Annotated in this window: 13 protein-coding genes; 7 read left to right on the top strand and 6 right to left on the bottom strand. The window is 67.0% G+C overall.

Annotated elements, in window-relative coordinates:
- Nucleotides 1-437: 437 nt before the first annotated feature.
- The gene (locus JMF82_RS02355; protein WP_201312925.1) at nucleotides 438-1,337 is read right to left on the bottom strand and encodes a DUF2950 domain-containing protein; all 900 of its coding nucleotides are present in this window, start codon (nucleotides 1,335-1,337) and stop codon (nucleotides 438-440) included.
- An 11-nt stretch (nucleotides 1,338-1,348) separates the two neighbouring features.
- Entirely contained in the window at nucleotides 1,349-2,767 is a 1,419-nt protein-coding gene (locus JMF82_RS02350; RefSeq protein WP_236585256.1) for a DUF3300 domain-containing protein, read from the bottom strand.
- Nucleotides 2,768-3,004: 237 nt separating this feature from the next.
- Between JMF82_RS02350 and JMF82_RS02345 the strand changes: the two genes are divergently transcribed.
- Nucleotides 3,005-3,853 (top strand): hypothetical protein, encoded by an 849-nt coding sequence (locus tag JMF82_RS02345; protein WP_201312924.1) that lies wholly within the window; start codon nucleotides 3,005-3,007, stop codon nucleotides 3,851-3,853.
- Nucleotides 3,854-3,914: 61 nt separating this feature from the next.
- Here the strand turns inward: JMF82_RS02345 and recJ are convergent, their stop codons facing one another.
- The 3 genes from recJ to abc-f are packed head-to-tail and all read right to left on the bottom strand — an operon-like array spanning nucleotide 3,915 to nucleotide 8,520.
- The gene (recJ, locus tag JMF82_RS02340; RefSeq protein WP_201312923.1) at nucleotides 3,915-5,630 is read right to left on the bottom strand and encodes a single-stranded-DNA-specific exonuclease RecJ; all 1,716 of its coding nucleotides are present in this window, start codon (nucleotides 5,628-5,630) and stop codon (nucleotides 3,915-3,917) included.
- Entirely contained in the window at nucleotides 5,627-6,547 is a 921-nt protein-coding gene (locus JMF82_RS02335) for a phosphoglycerate mutase (protein WP_201312922.1), read from the bottom strand. The genes recJ and JMF82_RS02335 overlap by 4 nt, the downstream gene beginning before the upstream one ends.
- An 8-nt stretch (nucleotides 6,548-6,555) precedes the next feature.
- The gene (abc-f, locus tag JMF82_RS02330; protein WP_201312921.1) at nucleotides 6,556-8,520 is read right to left on the bottom strand and encodes a ribosomal protection-like ABC-F family protein; all 1,965 of its coding nucleotides are present in this window, start codon (nucleotides 8,518-8,520) and stop codon (nucleotides 6,556-6,558) included.
- 172 nt (nucleotides 8,521-8,692) lie between these two features.
- Between abc-f and JMF82_RS02325 the strand changes: the two genes are divergently transcribed.
- The 6 genes from JMF82_RS02325 (at nucleotide 8,693) to JMF82_RS02300 (ending at nucleotide 13,873) form a co-directional block, all read left to right on the top strand.
- Nucleotides 8,693-9,037: a hypothetical protein gene (locus tag JMF82_RS02325; protein ID WP_201312929.1), complete on the top strand. Its 345-nt coding sequence runs from the start codon at nucleotides 8,693-8,695 to the stop codon at nucleotides 9,035-9,037.
- 150 nt (nucleotides 9,038-9,187) lie between these two features.
- The gene (locus JMF82_RS02320; RefSeq protein WP_201312920.1) at nucleotides 9,188-10,222 is read left to right on the top strand and encodes an agmatine deiminase family protein; all 1,035 of its coding nucleotides are present in this window, start codon (nucleotides 9,188-9,190) and stop codon (nucleotides 10,220-10,222) included.
- 8 nt (nucleotides 10,223-10,230) lie between these two features.
- The gene (locus JMF82_RS02315; protein ID WP_201312919.1) at nucleotides 10,231-10,977 is read left to right on the top strand and encodes a helix-turn-helix transcriptional regulator; all 747 of its coding nucleotides are present in this window, start codon (nucleotides 10,231-10,233) and stop codon (nucleotides 10,975-10,977) included.
- Nucleotides 10,978-11,067: 90 nt separating this feature from the next.
- The gene (locus tag JMF82_RS02310) at nucleotides 11,068-11,592 is read left to right on the top strand and encodes a YbhB/YbcL family Raf kinase inhibitor-like protein (RefSeq protein WP_201312918.1); all 525 of its coding nucleotides are present in this window, start codon (nucleotides 11,068-11,070) and stop codon (nucleotides 11,590-11,592) included.
- 70 nt (nucleotides 11,593-11,662) lie between these two features.
- The gene (locus tag JMF82_RS02305; RefSeq protein WP_201312917.1) at nucleotides 11,663-12,553 is read left to right on the top strand and encodes a carbon-nitrogen hydrolase; all 891 of its coding nucleotides are present in this window, start codon (nucleotides 11,663-11,665) and stop codon (nucleotides 12,551-12,553) included.
- 81 nt (nucleotides 12,554-12,634) lie between these two features.
- Nucleotides 12,635-13,873, top strand: coding sequence for a TraB/GumN family protein (locus JMF82_RS02300; RefSeq protein ID WP_201312916.1), 1,239 nt, complete (start codon nucleotides 12,635-12,637; stop codon nucleotides 13,871-13,873).
- 149 nt (nucleotides 13,874-14,022) lie between these two features.
- Here JMF82_RS02300 and JMF82_RS02295 read toward each other — a convergent pair whose 3' ends face one another.
- Nucleotides 14,023-15,183: a glycoside hydrolase family 18 protein gene (locus tag JMF82_RS02295; RefSeq protein ID WP_201312915.1), complete on the bottom strand. Its 1,161-nt coding sequence runs from the start codon at nucleotides 15,181-15,183 to the stop codon at nucleotides 14,023-14,025.
- Nucleotides 15,184-15,228 lie beyond the last annotated feature (45 nt).

Genomic DNA, 15,228 nt, shown 5'->3' with positions numbered 1-15,228 from the left:
CGGGAGCAGAACGCTGCGGCGGCGCAGGTGCAGAGCAACAACGCCGCCAATGTCGGACAGGCCTATGCCGCGTGCATGAAGGGCAAGGGCTACACGGTCAATTGAGATCGGGCCGCGCGTTGCGCATGGCATCGATGGTTCAACGCCAGGCGCTGCCGACCTGGATGTCATACGCGTGGTCATCCTCGCTGCGCGCCCAGTCGAGGCCCACGTTCAGGCCCGGTGCGCGTGCGATCAGGTAGCGAAACCCGAGGCCTTCGGGCCGGCATCGCCCCAATCCATCCGCTGCCCCATGCCTTGCCCGCGCCGCCAATCCACGGCGGTGCCCACGGCCGGCACAGTGATGATGATCGGGACCAGCAACGCGACCCTTGCTCGATGGCGAGCCAAGTAGAACTACATCGTTGCCTGGCCGCGCCACCATCCATGGCGGCGGTTCATTGCTCGGTCTTGACCTCGTCCCAACTGCTGTCGGGATCGAACGATTTCATCGACTCCGCGATGGCTGCCCCGTTCTTGCCGAGATCCTTTTCGAAGACCTCGCCGTCGTGGCTCACCATGAAACTCATCACGCCGCTCTCGCCGTACTGCGACGGCCACGCGATGAGCGCGAAACCACTGGTCATGCGTCCGCCCACGATGTAGTTGTAGGCGCCGCCGGGTGCCGACGGACCTTGCGACGTAAGGATGCGGTAGCGGTAGCCGTGGAAATCCTGCCCCTTGGGTTCGTCGCCCACAAACCGCTCGCCCAGCGGGCTCTGGGGTTCGTCGCCGGTCACCGGCCAGTACAGGCCATCATGCTTGCCCGGACTGCTCCTGAGTTTCTGCGCGTATTGCAGCACGTGGTCGCCATCGCGATCTTCCGTCGCGTAATCGCGTTGGGCATCGTAGTAGGCAAGCATGGCCTGCTCCGCCGCCAGCTCATTGGCACCAATACGACGGATGCGGATCTCTTCCGCACCCTTTTTCAGATCGAAGTGCCAACCGCCCGCGGCCTGGACCAATGGCAACGGCAGCACCCAGTTCTCCGAGCCCACGTTGAGATGGGAGACGCCGTCGTCCGCATCGATGCGATGGCTTTGGTCGTATCGCTTGAGGAACAGGTCCACGTCCTCGCGATCGATGCCCTCGGTCGGGATGTAGTCCTTCCAGTTCGCACCCAGCACCTTGGCCAGCGCGACCTTGTCGTTGTCACGCAACGCCTGCACGAAGGCAGTGGCCGCGGCATCGGCGGTCGGGTAACTGGCTTCCTGCGCGAGCACGGCGGCGGAGACCATGCAGCCCGACCAAAGCGTGAGGCCCAGCGCCAGGCGAAGTGTCCATGGATTGCGGTTCATGGTCATCCTCCTCAACGACGACGCCCGCCACCACCACCCCGGCTGGGCGATGGGCGAGACATTTGCCGGCCACCACCGCCGCCGGCGCCACGCGACTGGGACATCGAGCGCTGGCTCGCCTGTCCGCGATTCATCTGCGAGCGGGACGATCCGGGCGACTGCGAGCCACTGAAGGCGTTGTTGCGGGCGCCGCCTGACTGCCGGTTGCCACCGCCGAAGTCCTGCCGTGATCCGCCGCGGTCGCCTCCACTGAAATTGCCGCGGTCGGCCACCTGGCCGCCGCGATTTCCGCCGCCGACGTTGCCGCGGTCGCCCGCGCCCTGCCCTCCGCGGTTGCCGCCCGACGGGCGATTGAGCGCGGCACCCGTTTCCCCCGCACCACGCCGTGCCGCCATGGAGGATCCGTTGTTCGTACTGCGATCGAAACTCTTCAGCGCATTCTGGCGGCTCGCGTCCATCTGCTGGTTGCGACCACGGAATGCTTCACGCTGCTGCGAGCCGCCCCTTCCCTGGTCAAAGCGCTGGCGACTGCCGGAGTCGCGATAAGGCGTGCCTCGCCGGTTGTCGGGGTTATGGTTCCAGCGCTGGTTGCCGTTGCCGGAGATGCGATTGTTGACGTTGTTGACGCTGTTGTAGCGATTGACGTTGACGTTCACGTCGCCATGACCCCAATTGAAGCCACCCCACAGCGCGCCGGTGATCGCGATGCCCGCACCGAAGGCCAGTCCCGCCGCCAGCGCCTGGCCCGGGTAGTAGCCATACGGCGGTGGCCAGTACGTCGGGGGATAGGCCGGATAAGGCCACGAGCCGTAGACCACCGTCGGGTTGTACTGCGGCACGTACACCACCTGGGGATTGGCCGGCTCGATCTGGATGATGGTGGTGCCTTCGGTCGACCCGGGTGGCGCCGCCTGCTCGGTCACCTTCTGCTGCTCGGTCGACTTGAGGTTGCCCGAAGCCTTGGCCTGCGCGCGCAAACGCTGCACCGACGCCATCACGTCATCGGGCTGCGCCAGGAAGGCATCGCCCACGTTCTGCACCCAATCGGGATGCGCCTTCATCTGCGCCAGCACCTGCGGAAAGGCCACCAGCGATTGCACGCTGGGGTCCCAGGGCTTGGTGTTCACCTGCTTGACCGCGTCGTCGCCCTGCGCCTTGGGGTTGGCCGCCGACCACGCCGCCGCTTCGGCGATGTCGCTGGGATACGTCGTGGCCATGAATATCTGCGAGAGCAGCGCATCCGGATACAACGCCACCGGCGCCAGCATCTGGTCGAGCTGCTGGTTGTTGTAGATCTTCTGGCCCTGGGCCTGGCCCTGTGGTTGCGCCTGACTCGACTGCGCGTGGGCTGCGCCCGCGAGCACGATCGGAAGCAACGCAAAACACCAGAGGCACGTCCGCAGGAATCCGTAACGCATCGTCGTCTTCATGGTGCCGCTCCCATGCCGCCCTTGGCGCCCGCATCAGCTTGACTCCAGCGGCGCCAGGTTCGCCACTGCATTTATGCGGTAGCGGCGCTAGGTAAAACTACCTAGTCCCGGCCGGGGGCATTTCGAGGCGCCAAGGTCTCCGTAGAAATACGCAAGGGCGGATACGTAATAGTTCGCTGTGTGCCGGCAGCGAAACGTTCCAACATAAGCGCACCACTTTGGAGGGAAGCATCAGCCATGCGCCGCTTAATCCCCCTGCATTCCAAGTACTGCGTGCTATCCCTCGGCATGGCGATCGCCGCATCGCTGGCCGCACCCGCCGCAAAGGCCGACACGTCGGATTTCTGGGACGGCAACTGGCACGGCAACATCCAGCCGTATGTGTGGCTGCCCGGCATCAGCGCGGAGACGCGCTACCAGTTGCCCAACAACGGTGGCGAGGTGCAGCAGAAGACGGACAACAACATCTTCTCCTACCTCAGCGGCGCCTTCATGCTCGACGGCACGCTGCGCAAGGGCGATTGGGGCATGTACGGCGACATCGACTGGGTGAAGTTCAGCGGTGAAAAGGGACGGTTCACCAACATCGGCGGCGACCGCATCGGCGCCGGCGCCAACCTCGATACGCGCTGGGGCATGAAAGGCGGCATGGTGAATTTCGCTGGCCTGTATACGCTCGCCCACACGGGCCAGGGTTTCATCGACCTCTTGTTCGGCGTGCGTTACCTGTGGGTCAAGGGCAACCTCGACTGGAACTTCTCGCTCAACGGCAACGCCGGCAACGTCAACATCAGCCGCAGCGGCCATCTCAACAACCAGATGCATGTCACCGACGGCATCGTCGGCATACGCGGCAACTGGTCGCCCTTCGAGGACAAGCGCTGGTTCTTCCCCTACTACCTGGACTTCGGTGCAGGCAGCTCGGACACCACGTACAAGGCCAGTTTCGGCGTGGCCTACGGCTTCGACTGGGGCGACATCGGGTTCAGTTACCGCGACATCCATTACAGCCACAGTGGAAACGACAAGTTCATCAAGGATCTGACATTGAGCGGACCCAATTTCAGCGTCAACTGGAACTTCTGACAGGCGCGCTCCACTCGGTGAAGCACCACAGGGCCTGTTCTGCAGGCCCTGTTCGCATGGATCACGTGGACTCCATGTACCTCAACAGCAGGCGCGCGCTTTCCCGTCCTTGCCAGTCGTTGATCACCAGCTCGTACACCGCGCGGAACACCGGCGGCGGCGGCGTGCCGTCGTAGGCATTGAACATCACCGCGTCATGCACCGAACCATCGCGCGGGTCGCGCAGGTTCAGGCGCAAGTGCTTTTCGCCCATCACGCGCCAGCTCGCGCACTCGAACACGTTGTCGAACAACGGCTCGGGAAAAGCCTGGCCCCACGGCCCCGCGGTGCGCAGCTGGCGCGCGAGGTCCAGTGTCGCCGCGCCCGGCGGAAGCTCGCCGTCGGTAAGTTGCACCGCCTGCAGGTGATCATCATCGAGCCACTCGCGGGCAATCGCATCGAACGCTTCGGCAAAACGCGCGTAGTCCGCCGTCTTCAGGCTGAGGCCCGCCGCCATGGCGTGCCCTCCGAAGCGCATGATCAAGCCAGGGTGCCGCGCATCGATCATGGCCAGCGCATCGCGGATATGGAAACCGGCGATGGAGCGCGCGGAGCCGCGCAGCTCTTCGGTCATGTCCTCGCTGGCCGGCGCGAACGCAATCACGGGGCGATGCAGGCGCTCCTTCAGCTTGGACGCCACCAGCCCGACCACGCCGGCGTGCCAGCTGGGCTCATACAGCGCTACGCCAATCGCATCGGTCTCGATGGCCTGCGCCAGCATCACTTCGGCCTCGGCCACCATGGCGGCCTGCAGCTCACGGCGTTCCTGGTTGATCGAGCTCAGCAGTTCGGCGTAACGACGTGCCTGCGCGACATCATCGGTCAGCAGGCATTCCACGCCGATGCGCATGTCCTCCAGCCGACCCGCCGCGTTGAGCCGCGGGCCGATGGCATAACCGAGGTCGCTCGCGCACAGCGTGGCAAGACTGCGCGAGCTGGCTTCCACCAACGCGGTGACACCCGCGCAACCGTGTCCACTGCGCAAGCGTCGCAGGCCGGCTTCGACCAGGACGCGATTATTGAAATCGAGCGGCACCAGGTCGGCGACGGTGCCCACCGCGACCAGGTCGAGCAGGGTGGAGAGATCGGGCTCGCGGCCTTCCGCGAACGCAGCTTGCTCGCGCAGCGCTCCACGCAGGGCCAGCAGCAGGTAGAACATCACACCCACGCCCGCCAGCGCCTTGCTGGGAAAGGCATCGCCGGCCAGGTTCGGATTGACCATGGCATCGGCCGCGGGCAACTGCTCGCCGGGCAGATGGTGGTCGGTGACGATCACGCGGATGCCCTTCGCCTTCGCTGCCGCGACACCCGCCATGCTCGCCACGCCGTTGTCCACGGTGACGATCAGTTGCGGCCTGGGCTCCAGCGAATCGACCAGTGCGGGGCTCAGCCCATAGCCATGGATGAAGCGGTTGGGCACCACGTAATCCACGCGCCTGGCACCGAGCATGCGCAGTCCGCGCACCGCGATCGCGGTTCCCGTCGCCCCATCGCAGTCGTAATCACCGGCGATCACGATGCGCCAGTCGCCACGGATCGCCTCGACCAGCAACGCAACGGCTTCCTGCATGCCGCCAAGCTGTTGCGGAGACAGCAATCGGGCCAGCCGATACTCGGCCTGCTCGGGAGACAGCACCCCGCGTGCGGCATAGACCTGCTGCAACACCGGATGCACCGCATCGCTCCAGCCGCCAGGCGTGCCCTGCGGCACGCGGCGACGCAGGCTCAGCACCTTCATCGCCGGCCACCTCGCCAGAAACGCCAGCGATGCCACGGGCGATGCAACCAGCGTTCGCCGCTGGCGAAACTCCATTGCACGGGTTGCTTCAACGCCACCATCTGGAGGACGGGCCACCATCGTGTCGCGATCTCGTCGACCGGCAGGTCTTGCAGATCCACCAGCCGGCCAGCGGACGACGACGCAACGGCTTGCGGCGTCCGCTCGATGACGGCAACACCCGCGCGCCTGGCCAGCGCGCCGAGCAGCACGTCGTCGCTGACCACGCCCTTCAGCGTGGTGCGCACATGGGACGGCAGCGTGCCGCCGCCCCAGAGCCAAAGGCTGTTGATGGGCGGCAGGCCGAGCGCGCGACGCTCCGCATTGCGGGGATGCTGGTGCAGCAGCACCTGCACCTCGTTGAGCAACACGCGCCAGCGACGACCGTCGGCGCCCTCCGGCAGATGTTCGTAGAGATCTTCACCCAGCGCCTGCTCCGGCGCCGCGAGCGCCGGCGTCGGCGTGCCCGCAGGCAGGCGCACGTGCCAATGATCGGGCGAGGACACTTCGAGGATCATGCCTGCATCGCCGAACACCGGCTTCAGTGGCCTGGCGAAGGCCTGCGCTTCGTCCATGTCCAGTTGCATCTGGCCACAGGCCAGCAAGCGCGCGCCGTTCAAGTCCGGCTGCACCCAGGCGGGGTCGGCGCACAACCAGCTGGCGCCCTCCGCATCGCCCACCATCAGCTCGCGCGTGAGGGCGCCGGCCGGCAGGCCACCCGGAACGGTGAAGTGCGCGGCCAGTCCCGCGAGATAACCCCTGGCGCCGGGAGCCATCCGATCCGCCTTGCGCAGCAGCGTTCGCAGCGGATGCGCGGCATCGAAACGCGCGAGGTCCGGCAGCCAGATGTCCAACGGAGCGGCAGGCGATGCATCCATGGTCCGACTCATGCCTCGAGTTGTTCGTACAGTTCCAGCCATTCGCCTTCCAGCGTTTCCTTCTCCTTGCGCAGCTCCGTCTGCCGCTGGCCCAGGCGCATCATTTCCGCCGTGGGACCGTTGTAGGTTTCAGGGTCGGCCAGCTTGGCGTCCAGGGCAGCGAGTTCGCCTTCGAGGGTGGCGACGCGCGTCTCGATCTTCTTCACGCGCTGCCGAGCGGCCTTTTCGTTCTCGCGCTGCGCGGCGGCGCGGCGGCGACGTTCCTCCGGCGACTCCTCGCGCACCACCGGCTTGGCTTCAACCTCGTCCTTCTTGCTCTTCCTGGCCGCCGAACTGCGGTTGCGCAGCCAGCGTGCGTAATCGTCGAGATCGCCGTCGAACGGTTCCGCCACGCCGTCGGCCACTCGCCAGAAGCTGTCGCAGACCAGCCCCAGCAGGTGCCGGTCATGCGAGACCAGCACCAGCGCGCCATCGAACTCCGCCAGCGCATCGGCCAACGCCTCGCGCATATCCAGGTCCAAATGGTTGGTCGGTTCGTCGAGCAGCAGCAGGTTCGGCTTGTCCCAGGCGATCAGCGCGAGCGCGAGACGCGCGCGTTCGCCGCCGGAGAAACCATCCACCGATTCGAAGGCACGATCGCCTGCAAAATTCCAGGTCCCGAGGAAATCGCGGATGGCCTGCGCGCCGACGCCAGGCGCCTTGTCCTGCAGGTGATCGAAGGGCGACGCGCCCTCGCGCAGGCTTTCCACCGTGTGCTGTGCGAAGTAGCCGATCTTCAGGTCCTTGTGCGCCTTGCGCTCGCCAGCCAGCGGTGACAGCTCGCCGACCAGGGTCTTCACCAGGGTGGACTTGCCGGCGCCATTGGGACCGAGCAGGCCGATGCGCTCACCCGCTTCCAGGCGAAAGCGCACGTGGTGAAGAATCGTGGTGACGCCCTCGCCTTCCTGCGCGGATGCCCCGGACGAAGGGGCAACCTCCCGGAACTCGTCGGTAGGCGACATCGCGCTGTAGCCCGCATCGACTTCTTCAAGCTGCAGCATCGAATCGGGCAGGCGGTCGGGCACGGCGAACTGGAAACGGAACGGACGATCCGCACGCACGGCTTCGGTACCCGCCAGCTTCTCCAGGCGCTTCACGCGCGACTGTGCCTGTTTGGCCTTGCTGGCCTTGGCCTTGAAGCGATCCACGAAGGACTGCAGGTGCGCGCGTTCGGCCTGTTCGCGCTCGTGCGCGATCTGCTGCTGGCGCAACTGCTCGGCGCGCTGGCGTTCGAACGCGCTGTAGTTGCCGGTATAGAGCTTGGCCTTGCCGTCGCTGAGGTGCAGCGTATGGCTGATCACGCCATCGAGGAACTCGCGGTCATGCGAGATCACCAGCAGCGTGCCCTGGTAGCGGCGCAGCCACTCTTCCAGCCATAGCACGGCGTCGAGGTCGAGATGGTTGGTGGGCTCGTCGAGCAGCAGCAAGTCGGATGGCGCCATCAGCGCGCGCGCCAGGTTCAGGCGCACGCGCCAGCCGCCGGAGAATTCCTTCACCGGCGTGTCATGCGTGTCCGGCGCAAAGCCGAGGCCATGCAGCAGGCGGCCGGCGCGGGCGCGCGCGTCATAGCCGTGCAGTTCCTCGATGCGATGGTGCGCCCGGGCCATGGCCTCGGTGTCGCCGCGCGCCTGCGCGTCCAGCTCGTCGCGCAGCGCGGCGGCAAGCTCCTCGTCGCCGCCCATCACGTATTCGATGGCCGGGTCCGGCAGGGCCGGCGTTTCCTGGGCCACGGAGGCCATGCGCAGCCTGGCGGGCAGGTCGAGGTCGCCGGCATCGGCCTCGACCTTGCCCTGCAACGCGGCGAACAGGCTGGATTTGCCGCAACCGTTGCGGCCGATCACGCCCAGCCGCCAACCGCTCTGGATCACCAGGTCGATATCGGAGAGCAGGAGGCGGGTACCGCGGCGCAGGGCGAAATGGCGAAAGGCGATCATGGTCAGAGCTTATCCGGACCGGGCGTCCAGCCGCCCGCAGCCGCCCATGATAACGAGCCCCGCCCCGCGAATGCCCACCCCATCGCATTCGCGGCAGATTCACATGGATTGCCCCCGGCAGTTCTGCTACAACAGCGCGGCAACGCCAAGCGTGGAGAGGGGACCCGTGAACATGTACGGCATCAACAAGTTCGGCTTCAGCCTGTCCATGGTCGTGCTGCTGGCTGCGGCCGCCGCGACCACGCCGGCGCAGGCCGACAATCTGCTCGTCAACCGCGTGCAGCAGGAACAGGGCATGGACCTGCCCACACGCGGCATGAGCATGGATCAGGTCGAAAAGAAGTACGGCGCCCCGCAGCGCAAGCTCAGCCCGCGCGGCGGCGACAGCGCCAAGCACCCGACGATCAACCGCTGGGACTACTCCCATTTCATCGTGTACTTCGAAAAGAGCCACGTGATCCACGCCGTGCTCAACACGCCCGCGGGCAACAACACCGATCCCGCCTCGGTCAACTGACGAATCGCACATCTCCTGCAGCGCGGCCCGTGGCGACACGGGCCGCGTTTTCGTTTCCGTGCCCTCCACACGGCATCGTTTACAATGCGCGCCTCTCGCAGCCTGCCGCCCCGCAAGCGCTGCCCTCCCCTTGCAAGAGACCCGCTCACGATGACTGACCATAAGCTGCGCCTACCGGCGGAATGGGAGCCGCAATCGGCCGTGCTGATCGCCTGGCCGCACGCCGGCACCGATTGGGCCGACCGCCTGGCCGACGTGGAAACCACCTACGTGGCCCTGGCTGCGGCCGCCACCCGTTTCCAGCCGCTGATCATCGTGGTGGCGAGCAACGAGTTGCGCCTGCGGGTACAGGCGCTGCTGACCGGCGAGGGCGTGGACCTGTCGAAGATCCGCTTCGTCGAGCTGCCCTACGACGACACCTGGCTGCGCGACTCGGGCCCGATCACGCTCAAGTCCGATGACGGTCGCTTCCAGCTCACCGACTTCCGCTTCACCGGTTGGGGCGGCAAGTTCGGCGCCGAGCAGGACGATGCCCTGGTCGCCGGCCTGGTCGGCGAAGGCGTGTTCGGCAAGGCCGCGCACAAGCGCATCGACTGGGCGCTGGAAGGTGGCGGCATCGAAAGCGACGGCGTCGGCACGGTGCTGACCACGTGGCGTTGCCTCACGCAGCGCCACCCGGAACAGTCACGCGAGGCCATGAGCGCGATCCTCAGCGACAGCCTGCATGCGCAGCGCGTGCTGTGGCTGGATCATGGCTATCTCGAAGGTGACGATACCGACGCGCACATCGACACGCTGGCGCGCTTCGCACCGGGCGACCGCATCGTCTACCAGGCCTGCAACGACCCGCACGACCCGCATGTCGACGAGCTGCGCCGCATGGGCGAGGAACTGGCCGCGCTGCGCACGCCCGATGGCCGTCCCTATCGGCTTTATCCCCTGCCCTGGGCCAAGCCGATCGTCGACGAAGGGCGCCGTCTCGCCGCGTCCTACGCGAACTACCTGATCGTGAATGGCGCGGTGCTGGTGCCGGCCTATGGCGACACGGCCGACGACGAAGCCGCGCGGATCATCGCCGAGGCCCATCCCGGACGCGAAGTCGTGCAGGTGCCCTGCCGGCCGCTGATCTGGCAGAACGGCAGCCTGCATTGCATCACCATGCAATTGCCCGCCGGCATCGTCTGACCCCACGCGTGACGGTCGCCCGCCTGGAAATCTTCGCGAGGCGCCGGCAGCGCATCGCCGCCGCGCCCTTCGCGGAGTTCTCGATCTTCCAGGTGCGCGCCGGCCGCAAGCGGATGGGCGACGGCCGGCGCCAGGACGAGATCGACACCGGCGGCTTCGCCGCCGTGGCGCCCGGGCAATTGCTGCACGTGGAAAACCTGCCGCCCACCAACGGCCCGTATCGCGCCGTCTGCCTGTGCCTGCCGATGGCCATGCTCGAACCCGGCCCCTCGGCCACCGATGCATTGCCGTGGGCCGCGCTACCTGTCACGCGTGAGCTGGAACAGGCCTTCGCCCATGTCGAGCAGGGCGTGTCCGAACGACTCACGGAAAGCCTGTTGCGCCACCGCGTGGCCGAGCTGGTGGCCGCCGTGGCGCTGGCTGGCTACCGGCCGCCGCTGGAGCGCGGCCGGCGCCTGGGCGAGCGCATCCGCCTGCTGCTCAACACGCAGCCCGCCCGCGAGTGGCGCGCGGAGGAAGTGGCCGGACGACTGGCACTCAGCGCCGCCACCTTGCGCCGCCGATTGTCGGAAGAAGCCTCCAGCTTCCGTGGGATTCTCGAAGAAGTGCGACTCACCCACGGGCTCGCCCTGGTGCAGGGTTCAAACAAGCCGCTCAAGCAGATCGCCGCCGAGTGCGGCTACGCGTCGCCCTCGCGCTTCACGGCGCGTTTTCGCGAACGCTTCGGCACGTTGCCCTCGGACTTGCGCGACTGAGCGGTTCGGGCGAGCGCTTGCGCGTTTGAGGCCATTGCACGCGCGGCGGCCGACGCATGATGGGCGCACTCCCATCCCCCGAGGTCATCCATGCGTCGCCTGATTGCCACCTTGTTCGTGTCCGCCGTTGCGCTGGGCGCCCACGCCGCCGATTTCCAGGTGCAGGTCGACGGCGACCATGGCCGCCTGCCCGAAAGCAGCAGTTTCCACGGCTTCGGCTGCACCGGCGACAACCGCGCGCCGGCCGTGCGTTGGCAAGGCGCACCGGCCGGCACGCGCAGCTACGCGCTCGCCGTCTACGACCCGGACGCGCCCACCGGCAGCGGCTGGTGGCATTGGATGGTGGTCAACCTGCCCGCCGGCAGCCGCGCCCTGCCCGTCGGCGGCGCCTTGCCGCCCGGTGCGCTCTCGGTGCGCAACGATTATGGCCAGGCCGCCTGGGGCGGTCCGTGCCCGCCCAAAGGCGATGCGCCGCACCACTACGTCTTCACCGTGTATGCGCTGGACGTGCCCAGCCTGGATCTGCCCGACGGCGCATCGCCGGCGCTGGCGGGCTTCATGATCCACGGCCACACCCTGGGCAAGGCGCAGGCCACGCTCACCTACGGCCGCTGAACGACGCCGGGGAGTCTGAGCGCCGGGTTCGCTACACTATGCGTTTACGCGCTACCGGCAGGCTGCATTCATGACCCGCAAGACCCTCAAAGTCGCCCTGTTGCAGGAAACCGACCGCGGCAGCCGCGACGCCAATCTCGACGCCATCGAGGCGGGCCTGCGCGAAGCCGCCGCCAAAGGCGTGGAACTCGTGCTGCTGCAGGAGCTGCACAACGGCCCGTACTTCTGCCAGCACGAGTCGGTGGACGAGTTCGACCTGGCCGAGACCATTCCGGGGCCCAGCACCGAGCGCATCGGGCGGCTGGCGCATGAGCTGAAGCTGGTGGTGGTCGCCTCGATCTTCGAGAAGCGCGCGACCGGCCTGTACCACAACACCGCGGTGGTGTTCGATCGCTCGGCCGTGATCGCGGGCAAGTACCGCAAGATGCACATCCCCGACGATCCGGCGTTCTACGAAAAGTTCTACTTCACGCCGGGCGACCTGGGCTTCGACCCGATCGACACCTCGGTCGGCCGCCTGGGCGTGCTGGTGTGCTGGGACCAATGGTATCCGGAAGCCGCGCGCCTGATGGCGCTGGCCGGCGCCGAGCTGCTGCTGTATCCCACCGCGATCGGCTGGGACCCGAAGGACGACCAGGCCGAGAAGGATCGCCAGCGCGAGGCATGGGTGACCGTGCAGCGCGGCCACGCGGTCGCCAACGGCCTGCCGCTGCTGTCGTGCAACCGCACGGGCTACGAGGCCGACAAGGCCGGCGTGGGCCATGGCATCCAGTTCTGGGGCACCAGCTTCGTGGCCGGTCCGCAGGGCGAATTCCTGGCGCAGGCGGGCACCGGGCAGCGCGAACTGCTGGTGGCCGAGGTCGACATGGCGCGCAGCGAGCATGTGCGTCGCATCTGGCCGTTCCTGCGCGATCGCCGCATCGACGCCTACGGCGACCTGCTCAAGCGCTTCCGCGATTGACAAACCTGCACCCGGACGCGGCTTGTACCGTGTCCGCGGCATCCCCATGCAGGGTCTGACCCTCCCACAGCGACGCCAAGCATGAGCCACACCGACATCGCCGATTCCCTGCCGCCCGTGCTGCGCGATCAACCCATCGAGCGCGTCATCCGCGACGGCGTGGAATACGTCGTGCTGGGCACCGCGCACGTGTCGCGCACCAGCGTGGAAGCGGTGAACGCCCTGCTGGCGCACGAGCCTTTCGATGCCGTGGCGGTGGAGCTGTGCGACAGCCGCGCCCAGGGCATGCGCGATCCCGAAGCGTTCAAGCAGATGGATCTGTTCCAGGTGATTCGCCAGGGCAAGGTGGGCATGGTGGCCGCCAGCCTCGTGCTGTCCTCGTTCCAGAAGCGCCTTGCCGAGCAGTACGGCATCCAGCCCGGCGCCGAGATGAAGGCCGGCATGGATGGCGCCGACCAGCGCGGCCTGCCGGTATGGCTGGTGGACCGCGAGGTAGGCATCACGCTGCGCCGCGCTTACAGCAGCGTGGGCTTTTGGCAACGCCTGGGCCTGGTGGGTGGCCTCGTTGCCAGCATATTCGAGCGCCAGGACATTGCGGAAACCGAGATCGAGAAGCTCAAGCAAGGTGACATGCTGGAGAGTGCCTTCAGCGAGTTCGCGGCACAGTCGGCGCCGCTGTATCGCAGCCTGATCGCGGAGCGCGATGCCTACATGGCCGCCCGTTTGCGCGAGCAGGCCACGCAATCCGGTTATGGCGAAGGCCGGCGCGTGCTGGTGGTGATTGGCGCAGGCCACCTGAAGGGCCTGTGCGAGCAGTTGCGTACGCAGCAGGGCAACCCGGTCATCGAGGCCGCCACGCTCGCTGCCGCGCCGCCGAAGGCGCGCTGGCCGAAGTGGGTGGCGATCGGCCTGGTGCTCGCGGTGTTCGCCGCGATCGGTTTTGCGTTTCACCGCAATACCTCGCTGGGCGCCGCCGCCCTGCGCGACTGGGTTCTCTATACCGGCGGCTTTTCGCTGCTGGGTGCGATCATCGCGGGCGCACATCCGCTCAGCGCCCTGGCCGCCTTCGTTGCGGGACCGATCAAGCCATTTCGCCCCGGCATCCCGTCCGGCGGCATCAGCGCCATGACCGAAGCCTGGATACGGCGCCCGAGCGTGGCCGATTTCGACACCTTGAGGGACGACGTCGGGCAATGGCGCGGCTGGTGGCGCAACCGCGTGGCGCGCACGCTGCTCAACTTCGCCCTGGTGAGCTTCGGCACCATCATCGGCGAATACACGGCCGGCATCCACATTCTCAAGAGCCTGTTCCAGCCGTAGCTGCCGCGATGACTCGTCATTCCGGCGCAGGCCGGAATCCAGTGGCGTTGCCGTGTGGTTGTCGCGAGGAAGTAAGGCGGCGGGTCATTGGCTAAAACCCGAAGGTGCGGTTGCTGGATTCCGGCCTGCGCCGGAATGACGAGTGGAAGTCAGCGCGAGCGCAACGACTGGTCCAGCACGTCCAGCAGTTCCTCGTGGTCGTCCAGGCTCTGCTCCCAATACATCACACCACCCAGCCCCTTCGACTTGACGAAGGCCGCCTTGGCGCGGAGCGACTCGGGATCTTCGTAGGTCACAAAGGTACGCGTGGCCGCGTTCCACAGGAAAGGCGCCTGCGCCTTGGCGTCCCAGTGCCGCACGTATCCGTTCTTGTCGATGTAACGGGCCACCAGTTCGCGCCATGACGGACTGCCATCGTACTTGGCGTACTTCTGCTGCAGGCCGTCGTGCGCGGGATCGACTCCGGTGAACGCACGCCCGTAAAACGCCACGCCGAGGTTGAGTTTCTTCGCCGGCACGCCCGCCGCGAGGAACTGCGCCACCGCCTTGTCGCCCGCACGATCGTCGGCCGGCGACACGGCGGAAAGATGCAGCCCCGCATGGTGTCCCGTGGTCGGGGTCAGGCTGTTGTGGAAGTCGTAGGTCATCAGGTTGAACCAGTCGAGCGAGCGCGAGGCCCGCTCCAGCTCGATGCCCGCGACAAACTCGGCGTCCGCGGCGGCGATGGTCAGCAGGTAATGACGGCCGCCATGCTTCGCGCCGAGCTGGTCCAGACGCGAGCGCAGCGTTTCCAGCAACAGGCTGAAGTTGCGCTTGTCCTCCGGACGATGGCTGATGCCCGGCCCCGGCAGCGTGGGATATTCCCAGTCGAGGTCCACGCCGTCGACATCGTGCTTTTCCACCAGGGCCACCACGCCGTCGGCCACATGCCGGCGCGAGGCGTCGGTGAGCGCGGCCTCGGAGAAATAGTCCGCCCCCCAACCGCCGATCGAGACGACCACCTTGAGCTGCGGGTTGACCTTTCGCAACGCGACGAAGGTGGCCAGCGTCTGGCCAGCCACCGGGCTGGGCAGCAGTACGTTGCCCTTGGCGTCCAGCTTGGCGAATGCATAGTTGATGACGTCGAGCTTGTTCGCGTTTACCGGCGGCAAGGGGGAAGCGTCCGCCACATAGCCCACGATGCGGTAGCCCGCCGGCGCCGCCTCGGCCATGAGCGGCATCGTGGCCCACGCGAGCGCCACGATCAGCAACCGCGTCACCACCACCTTCCACACGCGCTTGCCTGCGTGCACAGCCGGCTTCTTCGTCATGCTGGAGTTTCCCGGGTTGAAGGGCGCCGAAGGGAGGGCGACGCC

Origin of the sequence: Dyella sp. EPa41 (assembly GCF_016586165.1) — a bacterium.
GTDB lineage: Bacteria > Pseudomonadota > Gammaproteobacteria > Xanthomonadales > Rhodanobacteraceae > Dyella.
Note: the sequence above shows the minus strand (reverse complement) of the source record. Positions and strands in the feature narration are given on the sequence as shown.

Bases quoted from the DNA above. Each gene is read 5' to 3' on its own strand.
- JMF82_RS02355 (WP_201312925.1), bottom strand. From the start codon at position 1,337: ATGAACCGCAATCCATGGACACTTCGCCTGGCGCTGGGCCTCACGCTT.
- JMF82_RS02350 (WP_236585256.1), bottom strand. From the start codon at position 2,767: ATGAAGACGACGATGCGTTACGGATTCCTGCGGACGTGCCTCTGGTGT.
- JMF82_RS02345 (WP_201312924.1), top strand. From the start codon at position 3,005: ATGCGCCGCTTAATCCCCCTGCATTCCAAGTACTGCGTGCTATCCCTC.
- recJ (WP_201312923.1), bottom strand. From the start codon at position 5,630: ATGAAGGTGCTGAGCCTGCGTCGCCGCGTGCCGCAGGGCACGCCTGGC.
- JMF82_RS02335 (WP_201312922.1), bottom strand. From the start codon at position 6,547: ATGGATGCATCGCCTGCCGCTCCGTTGGACATCTGGCTGCCGGACCTC.
- abc-f (WP_201312921.1), bottom strand. From the start codon at position 8,520: ATGATCGCCTTTCGCCATTTCGCCCTGCGCCGCGGTACCCGCCTCCTG.
- JMF82_RS02325 (WP_201312929.1), top strand. From the start codon at position 8,693: ATGTACGGCATCAACAAGTTCGGCTTCAGCCTGTCCATGGTCGTGCTG.
- JMF82_RS02320 (WP_201312920.1), top strand. From the start codon at position 9,188: ATGACTGACCATAAGCTGCGCCTACCGGCGGAATGGGAGCCGCAATCG.
- JMF82_RS02310 (WP_201312918.1), top strand. From the start codon at position 11,068: ATGCGTCGCCTGATTGCCACCTTGTTCGTGTCCGCCGTTGCGCTGGGC.
- JMF82_RS02305 (WP_201312917.1), top strand. From the start codon at position 11,663: ATGACCCGCAAGACCCTCAAAGTCGCCCTGTTGCAGGAAACCGACCGC.
- JMF82_RS02300 (WP_201312916.1), top strand. From the start codon at position 12,635: ATGAGCCACACCGACATCGCCGATTCCCTGCCGCCCGTGCTGCGCGAT.
- JMF82_RS02295 (WP_201312915.1), bottom strand. From the start codon at position 15,183: ATGACGAAGAAGCCGGCTGTGCACGCAGGCAAGCGCGTGTGGAAGGTG.